The organism is Bradyrhizobium sp. AZCC 2262, from assembly GCF_036924535.1.
Lineage (GTDB): Bacteria > Pseudomonadota > Alphaproteobacteria > Rhizobiales > Xanthobacteraceae > Bradyrhizobium.
The window spans coordinates 6,990,825-7,010,428 of the sequence record NZ_JAZHRT010000001.1 but is presented as its reverse complement, the minus strand read 5'-3'; the positions used below and the strand labels follow the sequence as shown (position 1 = coordinate 7,010,428).

Sequence of the window (19,604 nt, the reverse complement as noted above, 5' to 3'; positions counted from 1 at the left end):
CAACAGGGCTTCGCACGCCGTTAAGTCGAGAGCCTATCGCCGATCCGTCAACCGCAAAGAGAGGAGAAATCTCATGAGCAACAACGATACTTTCCTCGCCGTCTTCCTCGGCAGCAAGACCAGTGCGAACATGGCGGCCTGGAATGCGCTGCCTGAGGCTGAGCGGCGCGCCAGGGAACAGCGGGGAATGGCGGCGTGGAAGGCCTGGGTCGAAAAGCACCAGGCGGCGCTCGTCGCCATGGGCGGCCCGCTCGGCAAGACCAAGAAGGTCGATTCGAGCGGTATTGCCGACATCGCCAACGAAATGGGCGCCTTCACGGTGGTGCGCGCCGGCTCACATGAAGCCGCCGCGAAAATGTTCGAGGACCACCCGCATTTCACGATCTTTCCCGGCGAACGTATCGAGATCATGCCGGTCCTCCCGATCCCGGGCGGTTAGGACCCGGACGGTTGGAACCGTCTGGAATTGCGCCGCCCCCGCGCGCCGTTAATCTTGATGAACATCAGTTAACGGCCTCAAAATAAGTGACCTTTTCAGCCGGCTCATGTAAAGGTCTTTCACATGAGCTGGCGAAAGGACCAAGGCCGCAGCGAGCGCGGCTACCACCACGGCAATCTGAAAGAGGCGCTGCTGCAGGCAGCGCTTGGCCTGATCGCCGAAAAAGGCGCGGCCGGTTTCACCTTTGCCGACGCCGCGCGGATGGCCGGCGTCAGCCCCGCCGCGCCCTACCGGCATTTCCGCGACCGCGATGAACTGCTGTCCTCCATCGCCCAGCGTGGCTTCGAGCAGTTCGAGGCGCTGCTGACGCAGGCCTGGGACGATGGCCGCCCGGACACGGTCACGGCGTTCGAACGGGTCGGCAAGGCCTATCTCGCCTTCGCGCGCAACGAGCCAGCGTTCTATTCGGCGATGTTCGAATCCGGGCTTCCCGTCGATGCAAACCCGACCTTGATGGCGGCCAGCGAGCGCGCGTTCGCCATCATCCGCGCTGCGGCCGAACGGCTTGCGGCGCTGGCGCCGCCCGGCATGCCGCGGCCGCCGGCGATGATGATGGCGCTGCATATCTGGTCGATGTCGCACGGGGTCGCCTCGCTGTTCGGCCGCGGCGACGCCGCGCGGCGCAAATTGCCGATGTCGCCCGAGGAACTGCTGGAAGCGGAAGTGCTGATTTACCTGCGCGGCCTCGGCTTCCCGACCGACCGCCGGCCGTCGGACCAGAAGCCGTCAGGCCCGCCGCCGGTGCCGCCCGCGGGCGGTCCCTGGGGAACTCCAAAATAATTTTCGAGGGTGCGGCCAGCGGCCCGCTTGACAAAAATCTGGGATGGTTTAGGTATGTAAATGTTATTTACATTGACAACGGCGTGATCGCCGTCATGGAGAGGGAAATGGCCTACACCGCAGATGTCAATCGATGGCGCGGCCCCACGGAAGAGCACTATCGTCCGCATATGCTTGAGAGCCCCTGGCATCCCGGCTGGATCGCCGTGACCATTCTCGGCTTCATCATCTGGTGGCCGATCGGCCTTGCCCTTCTCTTTTTCACACTAGGGAGCAGAAAAATGGGTTGCTGGAGTCACGGAGATCGCTGGCAGAACAAGATGGAGCGGATGCAGTACAAGATGGACCGGATGCGCGGCCGCATGGAGCGTCGCGGTTTCGGCGGCTTCGGCTTCGGTCAGCCTTCGAGCGGCAACCGCGCCTTTGACGAGTACCGCATGGAAACCCTGCAGCGGCTCGAGGAAGAGCAGGTCGAGTTCAAGAATTTCCTCGACCGCCTGCGTCACGCCAAGGACAAGGAAGAGTTCGACCAGTTCATGGCGCAGCACAAGCAGCGTCCGACCCCGCCGAACGACCAGCCGCAGCAGGGCTGAGGTTCGACCTCGGGACAGGCATTCAGCCTCAGGCGTGATGCCCCCATGATGCCTGACGGCGATACGGCCGCCCATCTGCGAAAGCAGGTGGGCGGTTTGTTTTTGTGTACCGCCTGACGCGGGCGCCAGGTGTATTGGATTGCGTGTCCATCACTTGAGCTTCATGATAGCAGGGCTTGCACCGCGCTCGTGATACGCAATGCATCAACCTGGCTGCAGGATTCGGCGGATGGATGCTATGACGAAGGGGTGATCTCCGAGACAACGGAGGGCGTGGAATTTTCTGGAATCCGAATTGCGCTTGAGAAACGCAGCGCTGGGTGTCGAGATACGTTTGGACCGTAGCGCGCTGGTTTGCGCGCCCCTCGCTCGCCTTCCGGTCGCGTCGGCGACATACCGCACGGGCACAATCGAAATAGCCTTCGAGATCGAACGCTGTCAGCTCATGTCCGGAACGCATTCGAGCGGTCCGTTGTCGATTGTCTGGTGGTGCGTCGACTTGAATTACGCGCGCATCGGCAGGCGCAGTCTTTCGCAGACACCCGATCTGGATTGGCATCGAGTGCAGCGCGGTCTCGGCGAGGGCTTGCAGGAATTTGTGCTGCAAATGCCGCCCAATGGGGCGATGAATATGATCCATCTTGTCGGCGGCTTCGTTCATGGGATGTGGCGTGCTGACTGCTTCTGCAGCCTGGGTAGCTGGCGCTGGTATCCTTGCATGCGGCAACATAACTGGTCTTGGGTCGCGCCGACGGATGCGCCTCTCTCGCTCACTTCACCGGAATGGCGCTTCGAGGATCAAGATGGTCCTAAGATCATCCATGCCCCGAGTGGCGATGCTTTGATCCATGAAGACGGCGAACCGGACCTGACGCCAGCGAAATCCTACAGCAGGCATATCTTTCGGTATGAAGGCGCTCTCGGCACGCACAGGCTGCCGGTTCACTTTCGTCTGATCGATCCCATGGCCCGGCAGATGCCCAGGGTGTGGGGGGTCGAATACCACTCTCCCTCGAAGCGTCTGGGCTCGCCAGGAGATCGAACGCATCCTCCAACGGCCGGCGAAGCGCCGCTGCCGGAAGCGCAATGGCACGAGCTTGACCATTTCGTAAGCGCGGCATTGCTGCACTGGCCAGCCGATCCGGCGACCGGCGCCCCGCCCGCATGGATCGAGACGACTGGCGCCTATCACGGAGGCCTGTGGTCCGGCCTTCTCCCGAGAGTCGTTGGGTTGAACACCAGGACTACCGGACTCCCGGCCGACGCATAGAGCGCGTGGAGATTCGATAAGGCACAGCACGGCACAAGCAGCTTCCGAAAAATTGCTTGATTTCGAGCATTTCCGCTCCCGGGAAAGAGCGGACATCCTCCAGCTACGCCGCGAGGTTCGCTTTTGCCCCCGAAGTGGACAACCGCAGCATCTCATGTTGGAGACCGCGCATCGCCAAGAAACCAGGTGCGCGTAGGGCCGATGCCACGAATGTCAATGATGCCACGTTCCTCGAAACAGAACGCGTTCTGGACAACCGCGCGAAACGCTTCGGAGACTTGAATTCGTCCTGGCAGGCCGTGCGACTCCATGCGCGAGGCCATGTTTACCGCATCGCCCCAGACGTCGTAGGTAAATCGTGTGTCACCGATGATGCCTGCTGTGGCGCTGCCGGTATGCAACCCGATCCGTAACGCGAGGCGCTTGCCGCCCAGTGCAGGGAGATCGGCCTGGGATCGCAGGATCGCCAGGGCGAGCTTCGCAGTCGCGACGGCCTGACCGGGCGAGTCGCCGGTCAGGCCGCCGACCGCCATGTAGCGGTCGCCGATAGTCTTGATCTTCTCGACGCCATTTTCAGCGCAGAGGCGATCGAAGCAGCGTACCATGCCGTCGAGATACCCGATGATCTCCTCTGGTGGCAGATCGTGCGCAGCCTTCGTGAAGCCGACGAGATCGGCGAACAGAACCGTCAGCCCCTCGATCCGGTCGGCGATCCGATCCTCCCGGCCTGAAATCAGCCGGGAGACGATCAAGGGAGGAAACACCGTGTTCATCAATGTAGAAGAGCGCACATATTGGGCCTCTAGCCCAGTCTCCACCTTGCGCAAGGTGGCTACTGCAAAGAAGACCATGAATGCCATGACAGTCAGCGTATTGAGGAAAGCATGCGCCGCTATGAGTTCGCGCACCGCATGGTTCTCGGGAAGGAATAGTCCCTCCCTTGGCGCAAGTTTCATCGATACCAGCATGCAGGCGACGGCGACAGCGACCCAACCTGCATAAGTGCGCCAGTGCTCCACTCCAAAAATGAAGATCAAGACGCCGCCAGCCAAAGTATAATAGACGTAGACCTTGCTGTCGCTCCCGAAGCCCCAGTTCATCACGAAAATGCAGGAAAGATCGATCGCCACCAGCAAATGGGCGGCCAGATTGGGCCCATACCGGTGCAAACGATGGATAAAAAGCAATGCAATGGCTGTCGTGGCAAGAATGAAATGCAGAATGAGGAAAGCTGTGAACTCCTGAAGAGCACCGACGATCAACTGCGAACCGGCGCAAAACGCGGAGGCATACGAGAAGATATTCGTGAGCCGCTGCAGCCGTATCACCTGCGGATCCTTGGATGTGATGCCGAGGTCCGCCAAGCGTTCGACCCACGGGGGCAAGTAGATTTTCACGGATTCCTGGCCGCGAACGAGCTCCTGCAGGCGGTTCATTGTACCTCTCCCGGCTTTTGGCTTCAGGAGTATAAAGCAAGCCGGTGACGCAGATACGCTCGATTCCGCTTGTGTGGCTCCCATCGTCGTCGTGTCGGTGGGTGTCCGTTTCCGAGGACCAGCAGAGATCAAAAGGTCGCTGCTTGATGTCTGCTTTTTGACCGAAGCATTGGCATCACATTCGGCGGAAAGTCGCGCCAGCGGCTCCTAGCGTGGCCCAGTCACACGGTCAAAACCAGTAGTGGACGGGGTTATTGTGATTGCTTCCAGATCCATATTTCAGCAAAATTCTCATCGGCAAGAAAACCCACGGGATTGCAGATGCAGGGGACCTCATCAGTCAGTTTTAGTGGCGTATTTTCCTTGCGTGACGGCGTCAGTGAAAAAGAGTTTCTGCCGAGATTGCACGCATTCCTCCAGCATTTCATAGATGCGGGGTTTGCGACCCACTATCGCGTCATGCGCCGCGAGGCGCTGGACGGCTTTGGCGAGACACTACCGGCTTTCAAGTATCGGGGTGAACTCGTCTATCCAGACCTGGAGCGGGAGCACGCCGCGTACGCATATGTCAAACAACATGGCGAGCCGGTACACGCGCTGCATGTAGCGATGAACTCATTGGTCAAACCCGATGCAGACTTCTTTTTGGAGACCCAGATCGCATAGGGCACGAATGTCTGTCTCTGGCCCAACTGCGACATCCGCTCGATCTATAATTCGGCCAGGGCGGGTACAAAAAGCCCCGGACGATGCCCGGGGCTTAGGTTCGTTGGAGATTAGAGGAAATCAGTAACGGGCGACCACCGGACCACCACCCCAGTTGAAGCGGTAGTTGATGCGAGCGGTGATGAGGTCCACATCCTGGCGGATACTGTCGGTGCGGAATACGCCGCCGACCGGTATGATTGCGGCACCCAAAACACCTGTCGACGTGAAGCTGCGACTGTTGTTACCCATGAACAGGTGATCGTACTCGAAGGCAACCGACCAATTCGGTGCGAATCCGAATTCGATGCCGGTTCCGACGACACCACCCCAGCGTGTTTCACTTGCCGAATCGAACAGCGCGCCTGTGGCGGTCACCGTGCCTCGGAATTTATCGTCGGTCACGGCGGCGCCGCCCTTCACATACCAAAGGACGTTGTTCCAGGCATAGCCGACCTGGCCGGTGAACAAGCCGAACGCTTCGATCTTGGAATTGTTGGTCCAGGCGGGAATGAAAGCGCTGACATTGGATCCCTTCAAATCAGCCCAGTCGCCCTGCGCCTCCAGTCCAAACACCCAACCTGCGGTCTGCCAACGGTAGCCAATCTGACCGCCAACGACTCCGCCGGTCGCATCGTGACAACCTTCACGGAAAACGGGTACAACAGTTGCACCGGGGAAATTCGTGTTATCCCAGCACTTGTGACTCGATCCCCAGCCGCCGTTGGCGCCGACGTAGAAGCCGCTCCAATCGTAGACCGCAGCCACCATGGGTGGCGCCTTGGTGTAGGGACGCGCGGCCAGATCGGCAGCCGATGCAGGAGCGGCCATGCCTAATGCGACCAGACCAACCGTGGCCAGCAAAAACTTCTTCATGAGTTTCTCCATCTCCGACGCCTCTGGTGATCTATCTGAAAAGATAAATGCACCTCGCGACCGCCGATAAGTTTGTTGCAGACATTCGTTTGATTCCAATTCCCTTCACAACCTACGCGATTATGTCCTGAAATTGCGTGTCCCTAATGCAACAGCCCATTTTTCAAATGTGACTTGAAAGTGGCAAGCTGCACTGATGGCAGAAGGTCAGATCTGCTGACCTTCAGCAGCCGCCCGCCAGTTGAAACCCGCAAAAAGTTAATCGTGCGCGTTCTTGAGATGGTCGACTCATGATGCTGCTCGCGGCGCGGGCAAGCGAGTCCGGAAGTGGCCCTTGGCGGAGGACTCGCCGTGTTGTGCGGCCTGCCAGGGTCGCTGCGGCGACCGGCATTGCTCGCAGCTTCTGTGACCTCCTTCACAGCGGCACGGCATTCTCATGTGCTATAAGAAACGCTCATGTGCTATAAGGCACCCGACCAATAGGGCCGTCGTCCATGGCAAGCCAGGCGCGGTACGGGGATTCCCTTCATCCGATGCAGAATGGCATCGCGGGAGGCCCGCCGTGTTAAACGAATCCCGGTCCGTTCTTCACGATGGCGGCGAGCGCGCGACACTCGCAATCGGACCGTTCCAACTGGATGTCGATACCGCAACTCTCTATCGCGGCAACGATCCGCTGCCGGTCGGCCGCCGCGCCGTCGCATTGCTCAGCGCGCTGGCGAAACGTCAAGGCTCGGTGCTTTCCAAGGACGAATTGATCGAGGCCGCCTGGTCAGGTCTGGTCGTCGAAGAAAGCAATCTGTCGGTCCAGATTGCGGCGCTGCGCAAAGCACTTGCAGCCGAGCCGGGCGGGGAGCGTTGGATCGAAACCCTACCGCGCCGCGGATATCGGTTCATTGGCCCGACGAGTTCGCACCACAGCACTACCGATGAAGAGAAGACGCTGCCTGCCCAGGGAGTCAGGCTCGCTATCCCGTCCCCCGGTGCAGCCGGCGGCAGAAGTCAGCAGGGATCAGCCATCACCCGCAGGTGCCGCTGGCTCGTCGGACGAAGCGGTCCGCTGGCGACGCTGGACAAGGTCACGCAGCGAATGCTCGCCGGCGACAGACAAGTCGTCTTCATCACCGGCGAGGCTGGTATCGGCAAGACCTCGTTCATCGAGATGGCGATGGAGCGGCTTTCCCGATATCGCGTCGAGACCCTGTGCGGATTCTGCACCGAGCGTTTCAGCACCGACGAGGCATTTCTCCCGCTGATCGATTCGCTGACGACGCGTTGCCGAGGCCCGGGCGGTTCGGCTGTCCTGGAGGCCGTGCGCACCCATGCGCCGACCTGGCTGCTCCAGATGCCAGGTTTTCTCGATGTGGCGGACCAGGCCGCGTTCCGGAATGAGGTATTCGGGGCGACACGAGAGCGGATGTTGCGTGAGTTCTGCGATCTGCTCGAAGCGTTGAGTGTGGATCGCCCGTGGGTCCTCGTTATCGAGGATATGCATTGGAGCGACTTCCAGACGGTGGACGTCCTGTCACGCTTCTCACACGGAGGCCGCAAGGCTCAAGTGCTCGTTCTTGCCACCTATCGTGTTGGCGACAGCATCATAAGCGGACATCCGGTTCGCCGTCTGCATCAGGATTTGGAGATCCACGGGAGGTGCAGCGAGCTGCAACTCGATGGATTGTCCAAAACCGAAGTGGAGCACCACCTCGCCTTGCGTTTCCAGAACGAGAAGCTCGCTTCCGCGCTCTCCGGGCCGATGTTCGGGCGCACCCAGGGGCAGCCGTTGTTCATCGCCTCGCTTGTGGACTACCTGGTCAATCACGAGTCGATCGTGGAGATCGACGGCGCCTGGCGCCTCGGATCCGGAACCGCGCTATCCGAGGATGTCGTGCCTAAAGATCTGATCAATATGATCACACATCGGATCGATCGTCTGAGTGAGAACGAACAGCAGCTGCTCGAGGCGGTCAGCGTAGCGGGGAACGAATGTTCAGCAGCCCTCGTGGCCGCCGGACTGTCGCGTGACGCCGTGGAGACCGAGGAAGTCCTGGAGCATCTTGCACGCAAGGATCACATGCTGGTGTCGTCCGGCGTTTCTGAATGGCCCGACGGGACCTATTCCGGATCCTACGCATTCCACCACATTCTCTATCAGAACGTGCTCTATCGACGGCTCAGCCCGGCATGGCGCCTCCAGATCCATCACCGTATGGGCGAGCGCCTCGAGCAGGGATATGCGGGCCGGACGGAAAACATTGCGGCTGCGCTCGCGCTGCATTTCGAGCAGAGCCGTGATTTCCCGCGTGCGCTGCGCTACCTCAGCCAGGCCGCAGAAAATTCAGCGAAACGCCTCGGTCACGAGGAGGCAACCAATTATCTGTCTCGCGCGCTCGGCATTCTCGATCGTCTGGGAGCGACCGATCAGTATGGGCCGCGCACCAGCCTGTTGCGACAGCGGAGCTGGGCGCGGCGCTCGGCGGGGGATCTCGCCGGCTCGGTTCGCGATCTTGAGGAGATGATTGCTTGCGCGGCGGACGCGGGGCAGCTTCGCCATGAGGTCAACGGGCTCCTGGCGGTGAGCCGGTTCTGCCTTCATGCCGACCGCCGCATGTGCCTTCACGCTTCCAGCGAAGCGCTTGCCAAGAGTGAAGCGCTTGAGGATGACGCCTTCAAGGCTCTGGTGCAGGGTAGCAGCGCCAGCATCAATCTCTGGCTGAAAGGCTGGCAGGAACAGGATGCCGCACTTTGCGAGAAAGCGTTGCACGAAACGGCCGACGCGCGCGATCACGGCACGCTGATCCGGCGATACGGGATCGAGGGAATCCTCGAATGCTTACGGTCGCGCTACGAGGAATGCCGTCGTACGGGAACCGAAGGCAAGAAACTCGCGCAGGAGGTCGGTGACGTCTACATCTTTGTGCTGTTCAACGTGATGGAGTCGACCGCGCTGATCCATCTCGGCCAATGGCGGCGATTGCAGCGAGAGACGGTCGCCGCGCTGGCGCTGGCGGAAAGAAACGCTAACAGCCCGGCGATCGCCCTGTGCCGCCTCACGTTGGCGTGGCTCCACGTGGAGGCGATGGACTTTCATGGTGCCCGCGACCTCTGCGAGAGCGTCGACCAGGCGGTGCTTAAAGAAAACCCCTTCGCTTTCTTTTTTCAGCGAGCCGTTCTTGCGAAGGCCTTCGTCGGCCTCAACGAGCCGCAGCGTGCGCGCCAACAGTTTGATGACGTCATGCAACGGCTGAATTCCGACGGCATCATGATGGATTATACGATCTACGCGCAGCTCCATCATTGTCTCTGCGAATACAGTCTTCAGGTCGGCGATATCGCAGAGGCGCGGAGATCGGCGACAAGGCTGTACGAGTACGTCGCGCCGGCACCCGACCGCAATCATCTGGCGCAGGCGCACGGGCTGCTCTCCCGGGTTGCGCTCGCTGCGGGCGATTTGGAGGAGGCAAGGGCGGAGCTCTCGCGTGCCCTCTCAACTCTCGAAGGTGCCGACATGCCGCTTGCCGCTTGGCGGGTCTATCGGGCGGGGGTGGAGGTCTGCGAGAGCCTCGGCGAGCCGGCCGAGGCGGCCAGGTACAGAGCTCGCTTCGAAGACGTCATACGAACCCTTGCCGGGAATTTCGAGCCTGATGACCGATTGCGGTCGTCATTGCTTGCCGCTCTCGATGCGCCGGGGACGCGCTGAGCCAGCCGGCGCTGCTTCTGGCGGATAATGTTGTAAAAGTCGAAAAATCGAACGACGCCGAACATCTCGCAAAGGTTTGGCATTGGTCCATGGACGCAATATGTTACGAGCCGGCGCTAATCCGGAGCGGCTGTCATGATCCAGAGTGAAATTCCTGTCGATCAGCTTTGGCGGTCGATCCGGAGCGAAGCTGAAACGGCCGTGGTGCGCGATCCGGTATTCGGCGCGGCGCTGTCATCTGCGATTCTCGATCATCCCGACTTCGCTCACGGACTGGCGCACCAGATCGGAGAGCGGTTAGGCAAGAGTCCGGCGGATCGTGAGCGGTTCGCGCAGCTCGCCTGCGACGTGTTCGACAGCGCGCCCAATCTGATCGATGCGGCGAGCCGCGATCTGCAGAGCATCGCCGTTCACGATCCCGCGACGACGACGCTGCTGCCGCCGCTTCTGAACTTCAAGGGATACGTGGCGCTGCAGGTCTGGCGCGTCTCCAACTGGCTCTGGCGCCAGCGCCGCAACGATCTCGCGCTGCTGCTGCAAAGCCTGTCGTCCGATCAGCTTTCCGTCAGCATTCACCCCACAGCCTCGATCGGAACGTCGGTATTTCTCGATCACGCCACCGGCATCATCATCGGCGCCTTCGCCGTGATCAGCGACGAAGTGACGATTTTGCAGAACGTCACCATCGGGCGAAAACATTCGGAAGCCGACCGCGCCCCGAAAATCGGCAGGGGAGTTTATCTCAGCGCCGGATCGAGCATTATCGGCGGCGTCAGCATCGGCGATTTCGCCAAGATCGGCGCCGGCGCGGTCGTCGAGCATGACGTGCCGCCCGGCTGCACCGCGGTCGGCGTTCCCGCGCGGTTGACCAATTGCCCGGAGCAGGTTTCGGCCTGAGTGTGGCAGTCGTAGCCCGGGCGAGCGAAGCGACCCCGGGACCCATGTCGAAAGAATCCCGCATATCGCTTGCGCTCATGCGGGCTACAAATTTCAGCCTACCGCACCATGGCGCCGTAGACGATGTCCTGGACCTGCTCACGATAGTACTTCCGAAGTTCGCCGGGCGCCGCCGTTCCCACGACGACGACAAGGCGCTCCTTCGGGTCGCAGAAGAACTGCGTGCCGTAGGCGCCATTCCAGGTGAACTCGCCGGGATTGCCCGGAACCGAGGACAGACCCTCGTTCGTACGCACGGCGACTCCAAGGCCGAAGCCAAAGCCACCGCGATGCGGCTCCACATTGGCCACGTTGTTCGTGATGTCAGGCCCAAGGTGGTTGGAGACCATGTGATGCACGGTCTTGGGCCCGAGAATGCGCTGGCCGTCGAGCTCGCCGCCATTGAGCAGCATTTGTCCAAAGCGCACGTAGTCGCCCACGGTTGCAAACGCGCAGGCGCCGCCGCAGTCGAACTTCGTTGGCGTATCGAGAAGTTTGATCGCCTGAGGTTTGCCTGTCAGCGGGTCATTGGGAAATGGCCGGGCAAGACGGGCGCGTTGCGCCTCCGTGGGGTGGAACGTGGCGTCCTTCATGCCGAGCGGTTGCCAGACATTGCCGGCCAGGTAGTCGCCGAGGCGCTGCTCGCTCACCTTTTCGACCACCGCGCCGAGCACATCGATCGAGAAGCCGTATTCGAAAACCGTCGCCGGCTGGTGCGCCAGCGGCAGCTTCGTGATGCGATCGATGAACGCCTGCGTATCACCCTCGATCGCCGGCGCCGTGCCTTCCGGGTACTGGCGCGCTACCGGACTCGAACTGTCCGGGCGGCCCCCATACATCAGGCCGGATGTGTGTCGATAAAGGTCGTGGATGTAGATCGGTGAAACCTGCGCTTCGAGCTTCAGCGAACCGTCCGCCTGCGGGACGCCGACCTTCATCTCGGCGAACGCGGGATAATAGTCGGCAAGCTTTGCCTGAAGGGCCAGGCGGCCCTGTTCCATGAGTGTCAGGCCCGCGACCGCGGCCATCGGCTTGGTCATGGAGGCAAGCGCGAACACGGCATCCAGCGGCATCGCCGTGCCTTTGGCCGGATCAAGCTGGCCGTATGCCTTGTACTGGACGAGCTTTCCGTCGCGGGCGATCGCAACCACGGCGCCAGGCACACGTTTCGCGGCGATCTCGCGGGCGAAAAAATCGTCCAGGCGTGCCAGCCCTTGCTGCGAAAATCCAACGTCGTCCGGCTTTGCCTCTGGCAGCGGCGCGGCATTCGCCGCATTGGCAGCAATGCCGGCAACGACCGCCGCGGCCATCATGAATGCCTTCATTGTCCTCTCCCTCGAATGCGGATCAGGCCCGCACGATTATTATGGTTGGCGTCATGTTTAGATCACGCTCGTCCGAGCGACAAGGCAAGCGGGGAGCAGGCAGTCATGCGGCCGTCGCAAAACTTGTTCCGTTGACCGACGGGCAAAATTGCAGGCGCCGTCGCGCGTTCATTGGTTGCCAAAGACGCTGCGCGCAAAGGCGAATTCCACCAGCCATTTCAACGCGATTTGGGTCGTCCAGTTTGGCGCGCAAAAATATTCCGCTTAACTCGAAGGCCAAATCAGCGGCATAACTCGCGCGTCTCACGGCAGATGAGGGGCGTTGGCCATCGTCACGAACGCGCGGTGAGATGCGATGGACGCGAGAGCTGCAACTGACGAGCGAGGCTCAAGCGTACGGCGAAGTCGTGTGGTCCTGACGCCGCGGTGCTGGCGCTAAGTTCTTGGGAAGCAAGCTTCTCAGGAGCGACGGTGGCAAGAAAGCCGTTCACCGGGGAGAGCACGAAGTAAGCCGTAAAGCCATTGCGCAGGGAAGGCCGGAGTGTTTCCGCTGAACCTGTATGCTCGTGTGCGCGTTTTTATGCGCAAATTGCACACGGGACCGCGGGTGCAGCGTGCACCCGGTCTTCCCTGCGCCCTCTGAACAAGAGGGCGGGAGGTTATCCAGCAACCTCGGGCGAATTGCGCCGCGAGAAGGCGAAGGTATGTCCCGCCGTCATTGCGAGCCAACGGGTCGCGCGAATGCGCGCCCGATGACAGGCTCCGCGAAGCAATCCATGTCTCCGCATGCCGCGCTATGAATTGCTTCGCTGCGCTCGCAATGACGGAGAAGGAGGCCGCACTACGTATCCTATCTCCTTACCCTGAGGAGGCCGCCGAGCGGCCGTCTCGCAGGGCGAGGCCACCCGGCCGGACACCCCACCTCCGGGGGCATGGAACCCGGAACCCCGGCCCCATAACCGCCCGGCCTGCCTGGATTTACGGCAGCCGGATTCCCCTTTGGTAACCTAAAGTTAACCAAGCTTAGCGTCTGGTTAGGGACGGAATGACGCGCTGACAGCCCTCGTTTTGACATGTTGGCAGGGGAAGCAGGACCCGGCTTTCGGCGGGCCCCCCATGCGACACCAAGAGCGGCTTTCGCGCTGGCGCATATCGCCGCGCCCGACGCGCGGCTGTGGTACCGGCAGCCGTTTGCTCCCGGAGGAAATAGGGACACTTGCGTTGAGAGGATACCGCTCATGAATCCCGCCGACGTGGCGCCGGCAGCCCTGCCGTTGGTCTCCGCCGACGTATCGCTGATCGCCCTGTTCCTGCAGGCCCATTGGGTCGTGAAAACAGTGATGCTGGGGCTGTTGGCCTGCTCGGTCTGGGTCTGGGCGATCGCGATCGACAAGATTTTCCTCTATGGCCGCACCAAGCGCGCCATGGACCGCTTCGAGCAGGCGTTCTGGTCGGGCCAATCGATCGAGGAACTGTACCGCGCGCTGTCAGCCAAGCCGACGCAATCGATGGCGGCGTGTTTCGTCGCCGCCATGCGCGAGTGGAAGCGTTCGTTCGAGAGCCAGACCCGCTCCTTTGCCGGCCTGCAGATGCGGATCGAGAAGGTCATGAACGTCTCCATCGCCCGCGAAGTCGAGCGGCTGGAACGGCGGCTGCTGGTGCTGGCGACGGTTGGTTCTGCGGGACCGTTCGTGGGCCTGTTCGGAACCGTCTGGGGCATCATGTCGAGCTTCCAGTCGATCGCGGCTTCGAAAAACACTTCGCTTGCGGTGGTGGCGCCCGGCATCGCGGAAGCACTGTTTGCGACCGCTATCGGTCTTATCGCTGCCATCCCCGCGACGATTTTCTACAATAAGTTCACGTCCGAGGTGAATCGGCAGGCGCAGCGGCTGGAAGGTTTTGCCGACGAGTTTTCAGCCATCCTGTCCCGCCAGATCGACGAGCGGGCGTGAGGACGGCAAATGACGAGCGCATCGTGAGATCCAGATCATGGCGATGAACATGGCAGGTTCAGCGGGTGGCGGTGGTGGACGCCGCGGCCGGCGTCGCGCCGCCGTGATGGCGGAGATCAACGTCACGCCGATGGTCGACGTGATGCTCGTGCTGCTGATCATCTTCATGGTGGCGGCGCCGCTGATGACGTCGAGCATCGATATCGATCTGCCCATCGCCAGCGGCGGCAAGCAGATCCAGGCCAACGCCCCGCCGTTGACGCTGTCGGTCAAGCGCACCGGCGGTACCTGCAATTCCAACGTCGAACTCTATCTCGGGGACACGCTGATTCCGGCCAATGAGCTCCTGCCCAAGATAACGGCGATCAAGGAGACCAGATCGGAGGCCGAGAGGGTGGTATACCTGCGGGGCGACAAGGACGTCTGTTACACGGATATGATGAAATTATTGGGGTATATTAGGACGGCGGGATTCAAGGCGAATATCGTCATCGTGCCGGAGCAGGGTTCCTGAGCCATGTGGCGCGCGACGGCTGACGGGGGAGCGGGAAAGCTCGAGTGAAGGTCAAGGTCGACAAGACGGTGATGGCATCGGTTGCCCTGCATGTCTGCGTGCTGGGGTGGGTGATGCTGTCTTTCTCGACCAAGGCGCTCGAAATTCCGCCGGAAGACTCGGTGCCGGTTGACGTGATTGATTCCAGCCAACTCGCCAAGGTCATGGCCGGCACGAAGACCGGCAAGAAGGAAAACCCGAAGCCGCTGGCCGAGAAGGTCGCCGAAGCCAAGCCCGTGGACGATGCCGTCGGCAAGATCACCGAGAAGCCGCCGGTTGTGACTGAGACCGCTCCGCCGCCGCAGCCCAAGGTCGAGGAGAAGCCGGTCGAGAAGAAACCCGACCCGCCGAAGGTCGTCGAGAAGCCCAAGGAAGAGCCGAAGCAAGAGCCGAAGCCGGTCGAGAAAAAGCCGGAGCCGGTGAAGCCCGACCCGATCGCCGAGGCGATCAAGAAGGAAGAGAAGAAGCCGCCGCCGAAGCCGGTGCAGGCCGCCAAGCCGCCGGAGCCGCAGAAGCCGAGGATCGTCGAACGGCACTTCGATCAGAGCCAGATTGCCGCCCTTCTCGACAAGCGTGACCCGACGCGTCAGGCGGTCGCGAACGACACGCTGAACTCCAACGCCGCGCTCGGCCTTTCGAAAGGCACGGCGGCGGACAATTCCGCAACCTGGGGCTCGATGTTCCAGCGGCAGGTCGAGCGGTGCTGGAAGAAGCCCTATGGCGGAATCGAGTCGCAGAAACCTGAAGTCGCCTTCGCCATCCGCTTGAAGCGCGACGGCACGCTTGAAGGTAATCCTGTTCCGGAGGGAACGCCGGCAACGCCCTATCTGCGCGTCTACCAGGAGAGTGCCTTGCGCGCGATCATCGAGTGCCAGCCCTACAAGCTTCCGGCGGCCTTTTACGAGGAATGGAAGTATTTCGCGCCGGTGTTCAAGGAAAAAGTCTAACGGTTTGGTCATGTGGCGGACACCTGTTGGCAATGACAGATATGAGCAAAGTTTGAAGCGATGACTGACAAAGATGGATTGCCGAACATGCTGTATCGCCCGAGCCGCCGTCAGATCATGGCCGGAATGGCGGCGCTTGGCGCGGTCGCTGGTGGTCGCGATGCTTTTGCGCAAGCGCCCAAGCGGGTCGTCATTCCCGAAGGCGAATTCACGCCGCAGCCGATCGCGATCCCGAATTTCGTCGCGGGCACGCCCGGCGATGCCGAGGTCGGCGTTGGGGTGGCGCAGGTCATCACCAACAATCTCAAGCGCAGCGGATTGTTCGCGCCGATCGATCAGGCGGCCTTCATCGAGCGCATCACCAATATCGACACCGCGCCGCAATGGCAGAGCTGGAAGCAGATCAACGCAACGTATCTGGTCACCGGCCGCATGACACGTCAGGGTGACGGCCGGCTGAAAGCGGAATTCCGTCTCTGGGATGTCAATCAGCAGCAGCAGCTCACCGGGCAGCAATACTTCACCTCGCCGGAATATTGGCGGCGGATCGCCCACATCATCTCGGACCAGATCTACGAGCGCGCGACCGGCGAGAAGGGCTATTTCGACAGTCGCGTCGTGTTCGTCGACGAGACCGGATCGAAGGAGCGCCGCGTCAAGCGGTTGGCGCTGATGGATCAGGACGGCGCCAATGTCCGCTACCTCACCAGGGGCTCCGACCTGGTGCTGACGCCGCGGTTCTCGCCGTCGACCCAGGAAATCACGTATATGGAGTTCGGTCAGGGCGATCCGCGCGTCTATCTGTTCAACGTCGAGACCGGGCAGCGCGAGATCGTCGGCAATTTCCCCGGCATGTCGTTCTCGCCGCGGTTCTCGCCGGATGGCCAGCGCATCATCATGAGCCTGCAGCAGGGCGGCAACTCGAACCTGTTCGTGATGGATTTGCGTTCGAAATCGACGACGCGGCTGACCGACACGCCGGCGATCGACACCTCGCCGTCCTATTCGCCCGACGGCAGCCGGATCTGTTTCGAATCCGACCGCGGCGGCAAGCCGCAGATCTACGTGATGGCGGCCACCGGCGGCAGCGCTCAGCGCATCTCGTTCGGCGAGGGCAGTTATTCGACGCCGGTGTGGTCGCCGCGCGGCGACTACATCGCCTTCACCAAGCAGGGCGGCGGACAGTTCGCGATCGGCATCATGAAGACCGACGGTTCGGGCGAACGCATTCTCACTTCCGGCTACCACAATGAAGGGCCGACCTTCGCGCCGAACGGCCGCGTCGTGATGTTCTTCCGCGAGCCCGGCGGCAGCGGAGGGCCGTCATTGTTTACGGTGGATATCTCAGGTCGTAATGAATTGCGGGTACCAACGCCCGGTTTTGCCTCCGACCCGGCATGGTCACCGCTATTGTCATAATGGAACCCGATCGCGCGGGAGCACAATCGTTAATCGGCAAATGTTACCTAGCCCGCTGATTTTTCGGGCATATTTTGGCCGTGCGACGTAAAAAACAACGTCTCGGTAACGATATTCCCTCAGAAAGACTTCATCTGCGAAGGGTAGAACTACGTACCCTAACAGGATGCGTGCCCTGCCGATGCAGTTGGTCGACCCAAAAAAACGAGGTAGCCGCGACGAGCTGGAGCCGGTGCTCTATGCGGCGCTGGTCGATTCCATGTGCCAGAATTTCTTGCCAATGTTTGCGGGCTCGATCTGTATATTTGTCGCCGCCGTATTCACGGCGCTCAAGACCGGCAATGAGCTGCTGTGGCCGTTTGCGGTGCTCATCATCGCGATCGGCACGATCCGCGCCTTCGAGATGCGCAAATACGAACAGCGCACCAAGCCGTTGACGTTCGCGCAGGCCCGATACCTGGAGCCGCGCTATGCGGCCGGCGCCATCGTGTTCGCCGGCGTTCTGGGCGCCTGGAGCTTTCTGACCATCTACGCCAACGACGACGCGGTCGCGCACATGGTTTGCGTCGCGGTGACGATCGGTTACACCGCCGGAGGCGCGGCCCGCAACTACGGCCAACCCAAGCTGATCCAGTATCACATCCTGCTGGCATGCGGGCCGATGTCGCTGGCGCTGGCGCTGCACGGCGATTTCTATTACGTCGGCCTCGCCGTGCTGCTGGTGCTGTTCTTCTTTGGTCTCAAGGATATCAACCTCAACCTGCACTCCATCTTCGTCAAGGCGCTGACCTCAAGCTTCCGCGAAGCGGCGCTGGCCGGCCAGTTTGACACCGCGCTGAACAACATGCCGCACGGCCTCTGCATGTTTCGCGCCGACGGCCGCCTTGCGGTGATGAATTACCGCTTCCGCGAAATGATGAATCTCTCCGAGGATCTCATCCAGCGCGGCGCAAGCGCGCAAGACATTGTCTCGGCCTGCATCGCCTCGAATTCGATTTCGGCGGCGAGCGGCAAGATGGTCCTGTCGGAGATCGTCAATACCCGGACCCGCGAGATCATGACGACCGATCCCGACGTGACACGGGACCGATCGCTGTCGTGGACATTCCAGGCGATGGAGGGCGGGGGCACGGTCGTCCTGCTCGAAGACATCACGGAACGTCGCAATGCGGAAGCACGGATTAGCCACCTGGCGCGCTACGACGAACTCACCGAATTGCCCAACCGGCTCAATTTCCGCGACGAGATCGGACGTCTGCTGGCGGCCCAGCAGGGTCCCGAACAATTGTCGGCGCTGCTGTTCGTCGACCTCGACCAGTTCAAACAGGTCAACGACACGCTGGGCCATCCCTGCGGCGACCAGTTGCTGTGCGCGGTTTCGGAGCGCTTGCGCGAGATGCTGCGGCCCGAGGACTTCGTGGCGCGGTTCGGCGGCGACGAGTTCGTGGTGTTCCAGCAGAACATCCATTCCGCCGACGACGCCGCGGGCCTCGCCCGGCGCATCGTCGATCGCCTGAGCGAACGCTACAAGATCGACAATCATCTGGTCGAGATCGGCGCCAGCGTCGGCATCGCCACGACCTCGCGCGGCGTCAGCGCCGATACGCTATTGAAGAATGCCGACATGGCGCTATACCGCGCCAAGGCCGACGGCCGCGGCACCTTCTGCTTCTTCCGCGAGGAGATGGCGCAGGTCGTCGAAGCCCGCCGCATCCTCGAACTGGACCTGCGCAAGGCGCTGGCCAACGAGGAGTTCGAGCTGTTCTTCCAGCCGCTGGTCAATCTCAAATCGGGACGGATATCCACATGCGAAGCGCTGTTGCGCTGGAATCATCCGATTCGCGGCACGGTTTCGCCGACCGATATCATTCCGGTCGCCGAGGACATGGGCCTGATCGTCGATCTCGGCCGCTGGATTTTGCGCAAGGCCTGCATGGAATGCATGAAATGGCCAGAAGGCGTCAGCGTCGCGGTCAATTTCTCGCCGCAGCAATTCCATCAGCGCGACGTGCTGAGCGAAGTTCGCTACGCGCTCGAGGTCTCAGGCCTGCCGGCCAACCGGCTCGAAATCGAGATCACCGAATCCTCACTGCTGCGCAACACGCAACTGACGCACGATGTGCTGTCGCAATTGCATTCGCTCGGCGTGCGAATCTCGCTCGACGACTTCGGCACCGGTTATTCGAGCCTCAGCTACTTGCATAATTTCCCGTTGCAGAAGGTGAAGATCGACCGCTCCTTCCTGGAGGGGATCGACAGCGACCGGCCGCTGACGCTGCTGCGCGGCGTGGCGCGGCTGTCGGCCGATCTCGGAATGTCCGTGGTGGTGGAAGGCATCGAGACCAACGAGCAGCTCGAATTGATCAGTGCCGATGGCGCGGTAACCGAGGCGCAGGGCTATCTGTTCAGCCCGCCGGTGCCCGCGGTGCGGGTCCGCCAGTTGCTAAATGCCTCGCATGGCCGTCGTCCGCCGGACAGCGTGCTGGTCCCGGTCCCCTCACGGTCCATCGCCTGACCCCATATCCCCGTGAAAATACGGGGGAATCGGGCCCCTCGCAGTAACCTTAATCCCTCGAAAGCTTTGCAATCTCGTTAACAAGCTGTTAATCCTCTATC

Annotated in this window: 15 protein-coding genes; 12 read left to right on the top strand and 3 right to left on the bottom strand. The window is 61.4% G+C overall.

What is annotated here, in order from left to right; translation table 11 throughout:
- The first annotated feature begins 73 nt into the window (after positions 1 to 73).
- The 4 genes from V1283_RS32860 (at position 74) to V1283_RS32845 (ending at position 3,142) form a co-directional block, all read left to right on the top strand.
- Entirely contained in the window at positions 74 to 439 is a 366-nt protein-coding gene (locus V1283_RS32860; protein WP_334390764.1) for a hypothetical protein, read from the top strand.
- Between the two features lie 123 nt (positions 440 to 562).
- Positions 563 to 1,279 (top strand): TetR/AcrR family transcriptional regulator, encoded by a 717-nt coding sequence (locus V1283_RS32855; RefSeq protein WP_334390763.1) that lies wholly within the window; start codon positions 563 to 565, stop codon positions 1,277 to 1,279.
- Between the two features lie 107 nt (positions 1,280 to 1,386).
- Complete coding sequence (locus tag V1283_RS32850; protein WP_334390762.1) at positions 1,387 to 1,872, top strand: DUF2852 domain-containing protein; 486 nt, start codon at positions 1,387 to 1,389, stop codon at positions 1,870 to 1,872.
- 472 nt (positions 1,873 to 2,344) lie between these two features.
- Positions 2,345 to 3,142, top strand: a complete 798-nt coding sequence (locus V1283_RS32845; RefSeq protein WP_334390761.1) for a hypothetical protein — start codon at positions 2,345 to 2,347, stop codon at positions 3,140 to 3,142.
- A 152-nt stretch (positions 3,143 to 3,294) separates the two neighbouring features.
- On the opposite strand, the gene V1283_RS32840 is transcribed toward V1283_RS32845, so the two are convergent.
- On the bottom strand, positions 3,295 to 4,578 hold the full coding sequence (locus V1283_RS32840) for an adenylate/guanylate cyclase domain-containing protein (protein ID WP_334390760.1): 1,284 nt from the start codon (positions 4,576 to 4,578) through the stop codon (positions 3,295 to 3,297).
- 321 nt (positions 4,579 to 4,899) lie between these two features.
- Here V1283_RS32840 and V1283_RS32835 point away from each other — a divergent pair, with 321 nt between their 5' ends.
- Positions 4,900 to 5,244 carry a DUF6614 family protein gene (locus V1283_RS32835; RefSeq protein ID WP_334390759.1) on the top strand — a complete coding sequence of 115 codons (345 nt, stop codon included), beginning with the start codon at positions 4,900 to 4,902 and terminating at the stop codon, positions 5,242 to 5,244.
- A 120-nt stretch (positions 5,245 to 5,364) separates the two neighbouring features.
- Here V1283_RS32835 and V1283_RS32830 read toward each other — a convergent pair whose 3' ends face one another.
- Positions 5,365 to 6,159 carry an outer membrane protein gene (locus V1283_RS32830; RefSeq protein WP_334390758.1) on the bottom strand — a complete coding sequence of 265 codons (795 nt, stop codon included), beginning with the start codon at positions 6,157 to 6,159 and terminating at the stop codon, positions 5,365 to 5,367.
- A gap of 436 nt (positions 6,160 to 6,595) precedes the next feature.
- On the opposite strand from V1283_RS32830, the gene V1283_RS32825 reads away from it, so the two are divergent.
- Together V1283_RS32825 and V1283_RS32820 are read left to right on the top strand one after the other, a co-directional pair.
- The gene (locus V1283_RS32825) at positions 6,596 to 9,856 is read left to right on the top strand and encodes an ATP-binding protein (protein ID WP_334390757.1); all 3,261 of its coding nucleotides are present in this window, start codon (positions 6,596 to 6,598) and stop codon (positions 9,854 to 9,856) included.
- A gap of 135 nt (positions 9,857 to 9,991) precedes the next feature.
- Complete coding sequence (locus V1283_RS32820) at positions 9,992 to 10,753, top strand: serine O-acetyltransferase (protein WP_334390756.1); 762 nt, start codon at positions 9,992 to 9,994, stop codon at positions 10,751 to 10,753.
- Between the two features lie 98 nt (positions 10,754 to 10,851).
- Here V1283_RS32820 and V1283_RS32815 read toward each other — a convergent pair whose 3' ends face one another.
- Positions 10,852 to 12,117, bottom strand: coding sequence for a serine hydrolase domain-containing protein (locus V1283_RS32815; protein WP_334390755.1), 1,266 nt, complete (start codon positions 12,115 to 12,117; stop codon positions 10,852 to 10,854).
- A gap of 1,238 nt (positions 12,118 to 13,355) precedes the next feature.
- Here V1283_RS32815 and tolQ point away from each other — a divergent pair.
- From tolQ to V1283_RS32790, 5 genes are all read left to right on the top strand, one after another.
- Positions 13,356 to 14,069: a protein TolQ gene (gene tolQ, locus V1283_RS32810; protein ID WP_212419181.1), complete on the top strand. Its 714-nt coding sequence runs from the start codon at positions 13,356 to 13,358 to the stop codon at positions 14,067 to 14,069.
- Between the two features lie 37 nt (positions 14,070 to 14,106).
- Positions 14,107 to 14,583, top strand: coding sequence for a biopolymer transporter ExbD (locus V1283_RS32805; RefSeq protein WP_334390754.1), 477 nt, complete (start codon positions 14,107 to 14,109; stop codon positions 14,581 to 14,583).
- A gap of 71 nt (positions 14,584 to 14,654) precedes the next feature.
- The gene (locus V1283_RS32800) at positions 14,655 to 15,569 is read left to right on the top strand and encodes a protein TolA (protein ID WP_334393265.1); all 915 of its coding nucleotides are present in this window, start codon (positions 14,655 to 14,657) and stop codon (positions 15,567 to 15,569) included.
- Positions 15,570 to 15,656: 87 nt separating this feature from the next.
- Complete coding sequence (gene tolB / locus V1283_RS32795; RefSeq protein ID WP_334393264.1) at positions 15,657 to 16,988, top strand: Tol-Pal system beta propeller repeat protein TolB; 1,332 nt, start codon at positions 15,657 to 15,659, stop codon at positions 16,986 to 16,988.
- Between the two features lie 181 nt (positions 16,989 to 17,169).
- Complete coding sequence (locus V1283_RS32790; RefSeq protein ID WP_334390753.1) at positions 17,170 to 19,503, top strand: putative bifunctional diguanylate cyclase/phosphodiesterase; 2,334 nt, start codon at positions 17,170 to 17,172, stop codon at positions 19,501 to 19,503.
- Positions 19,504 to 19,604: the final 101 nt, after the last annotated feature.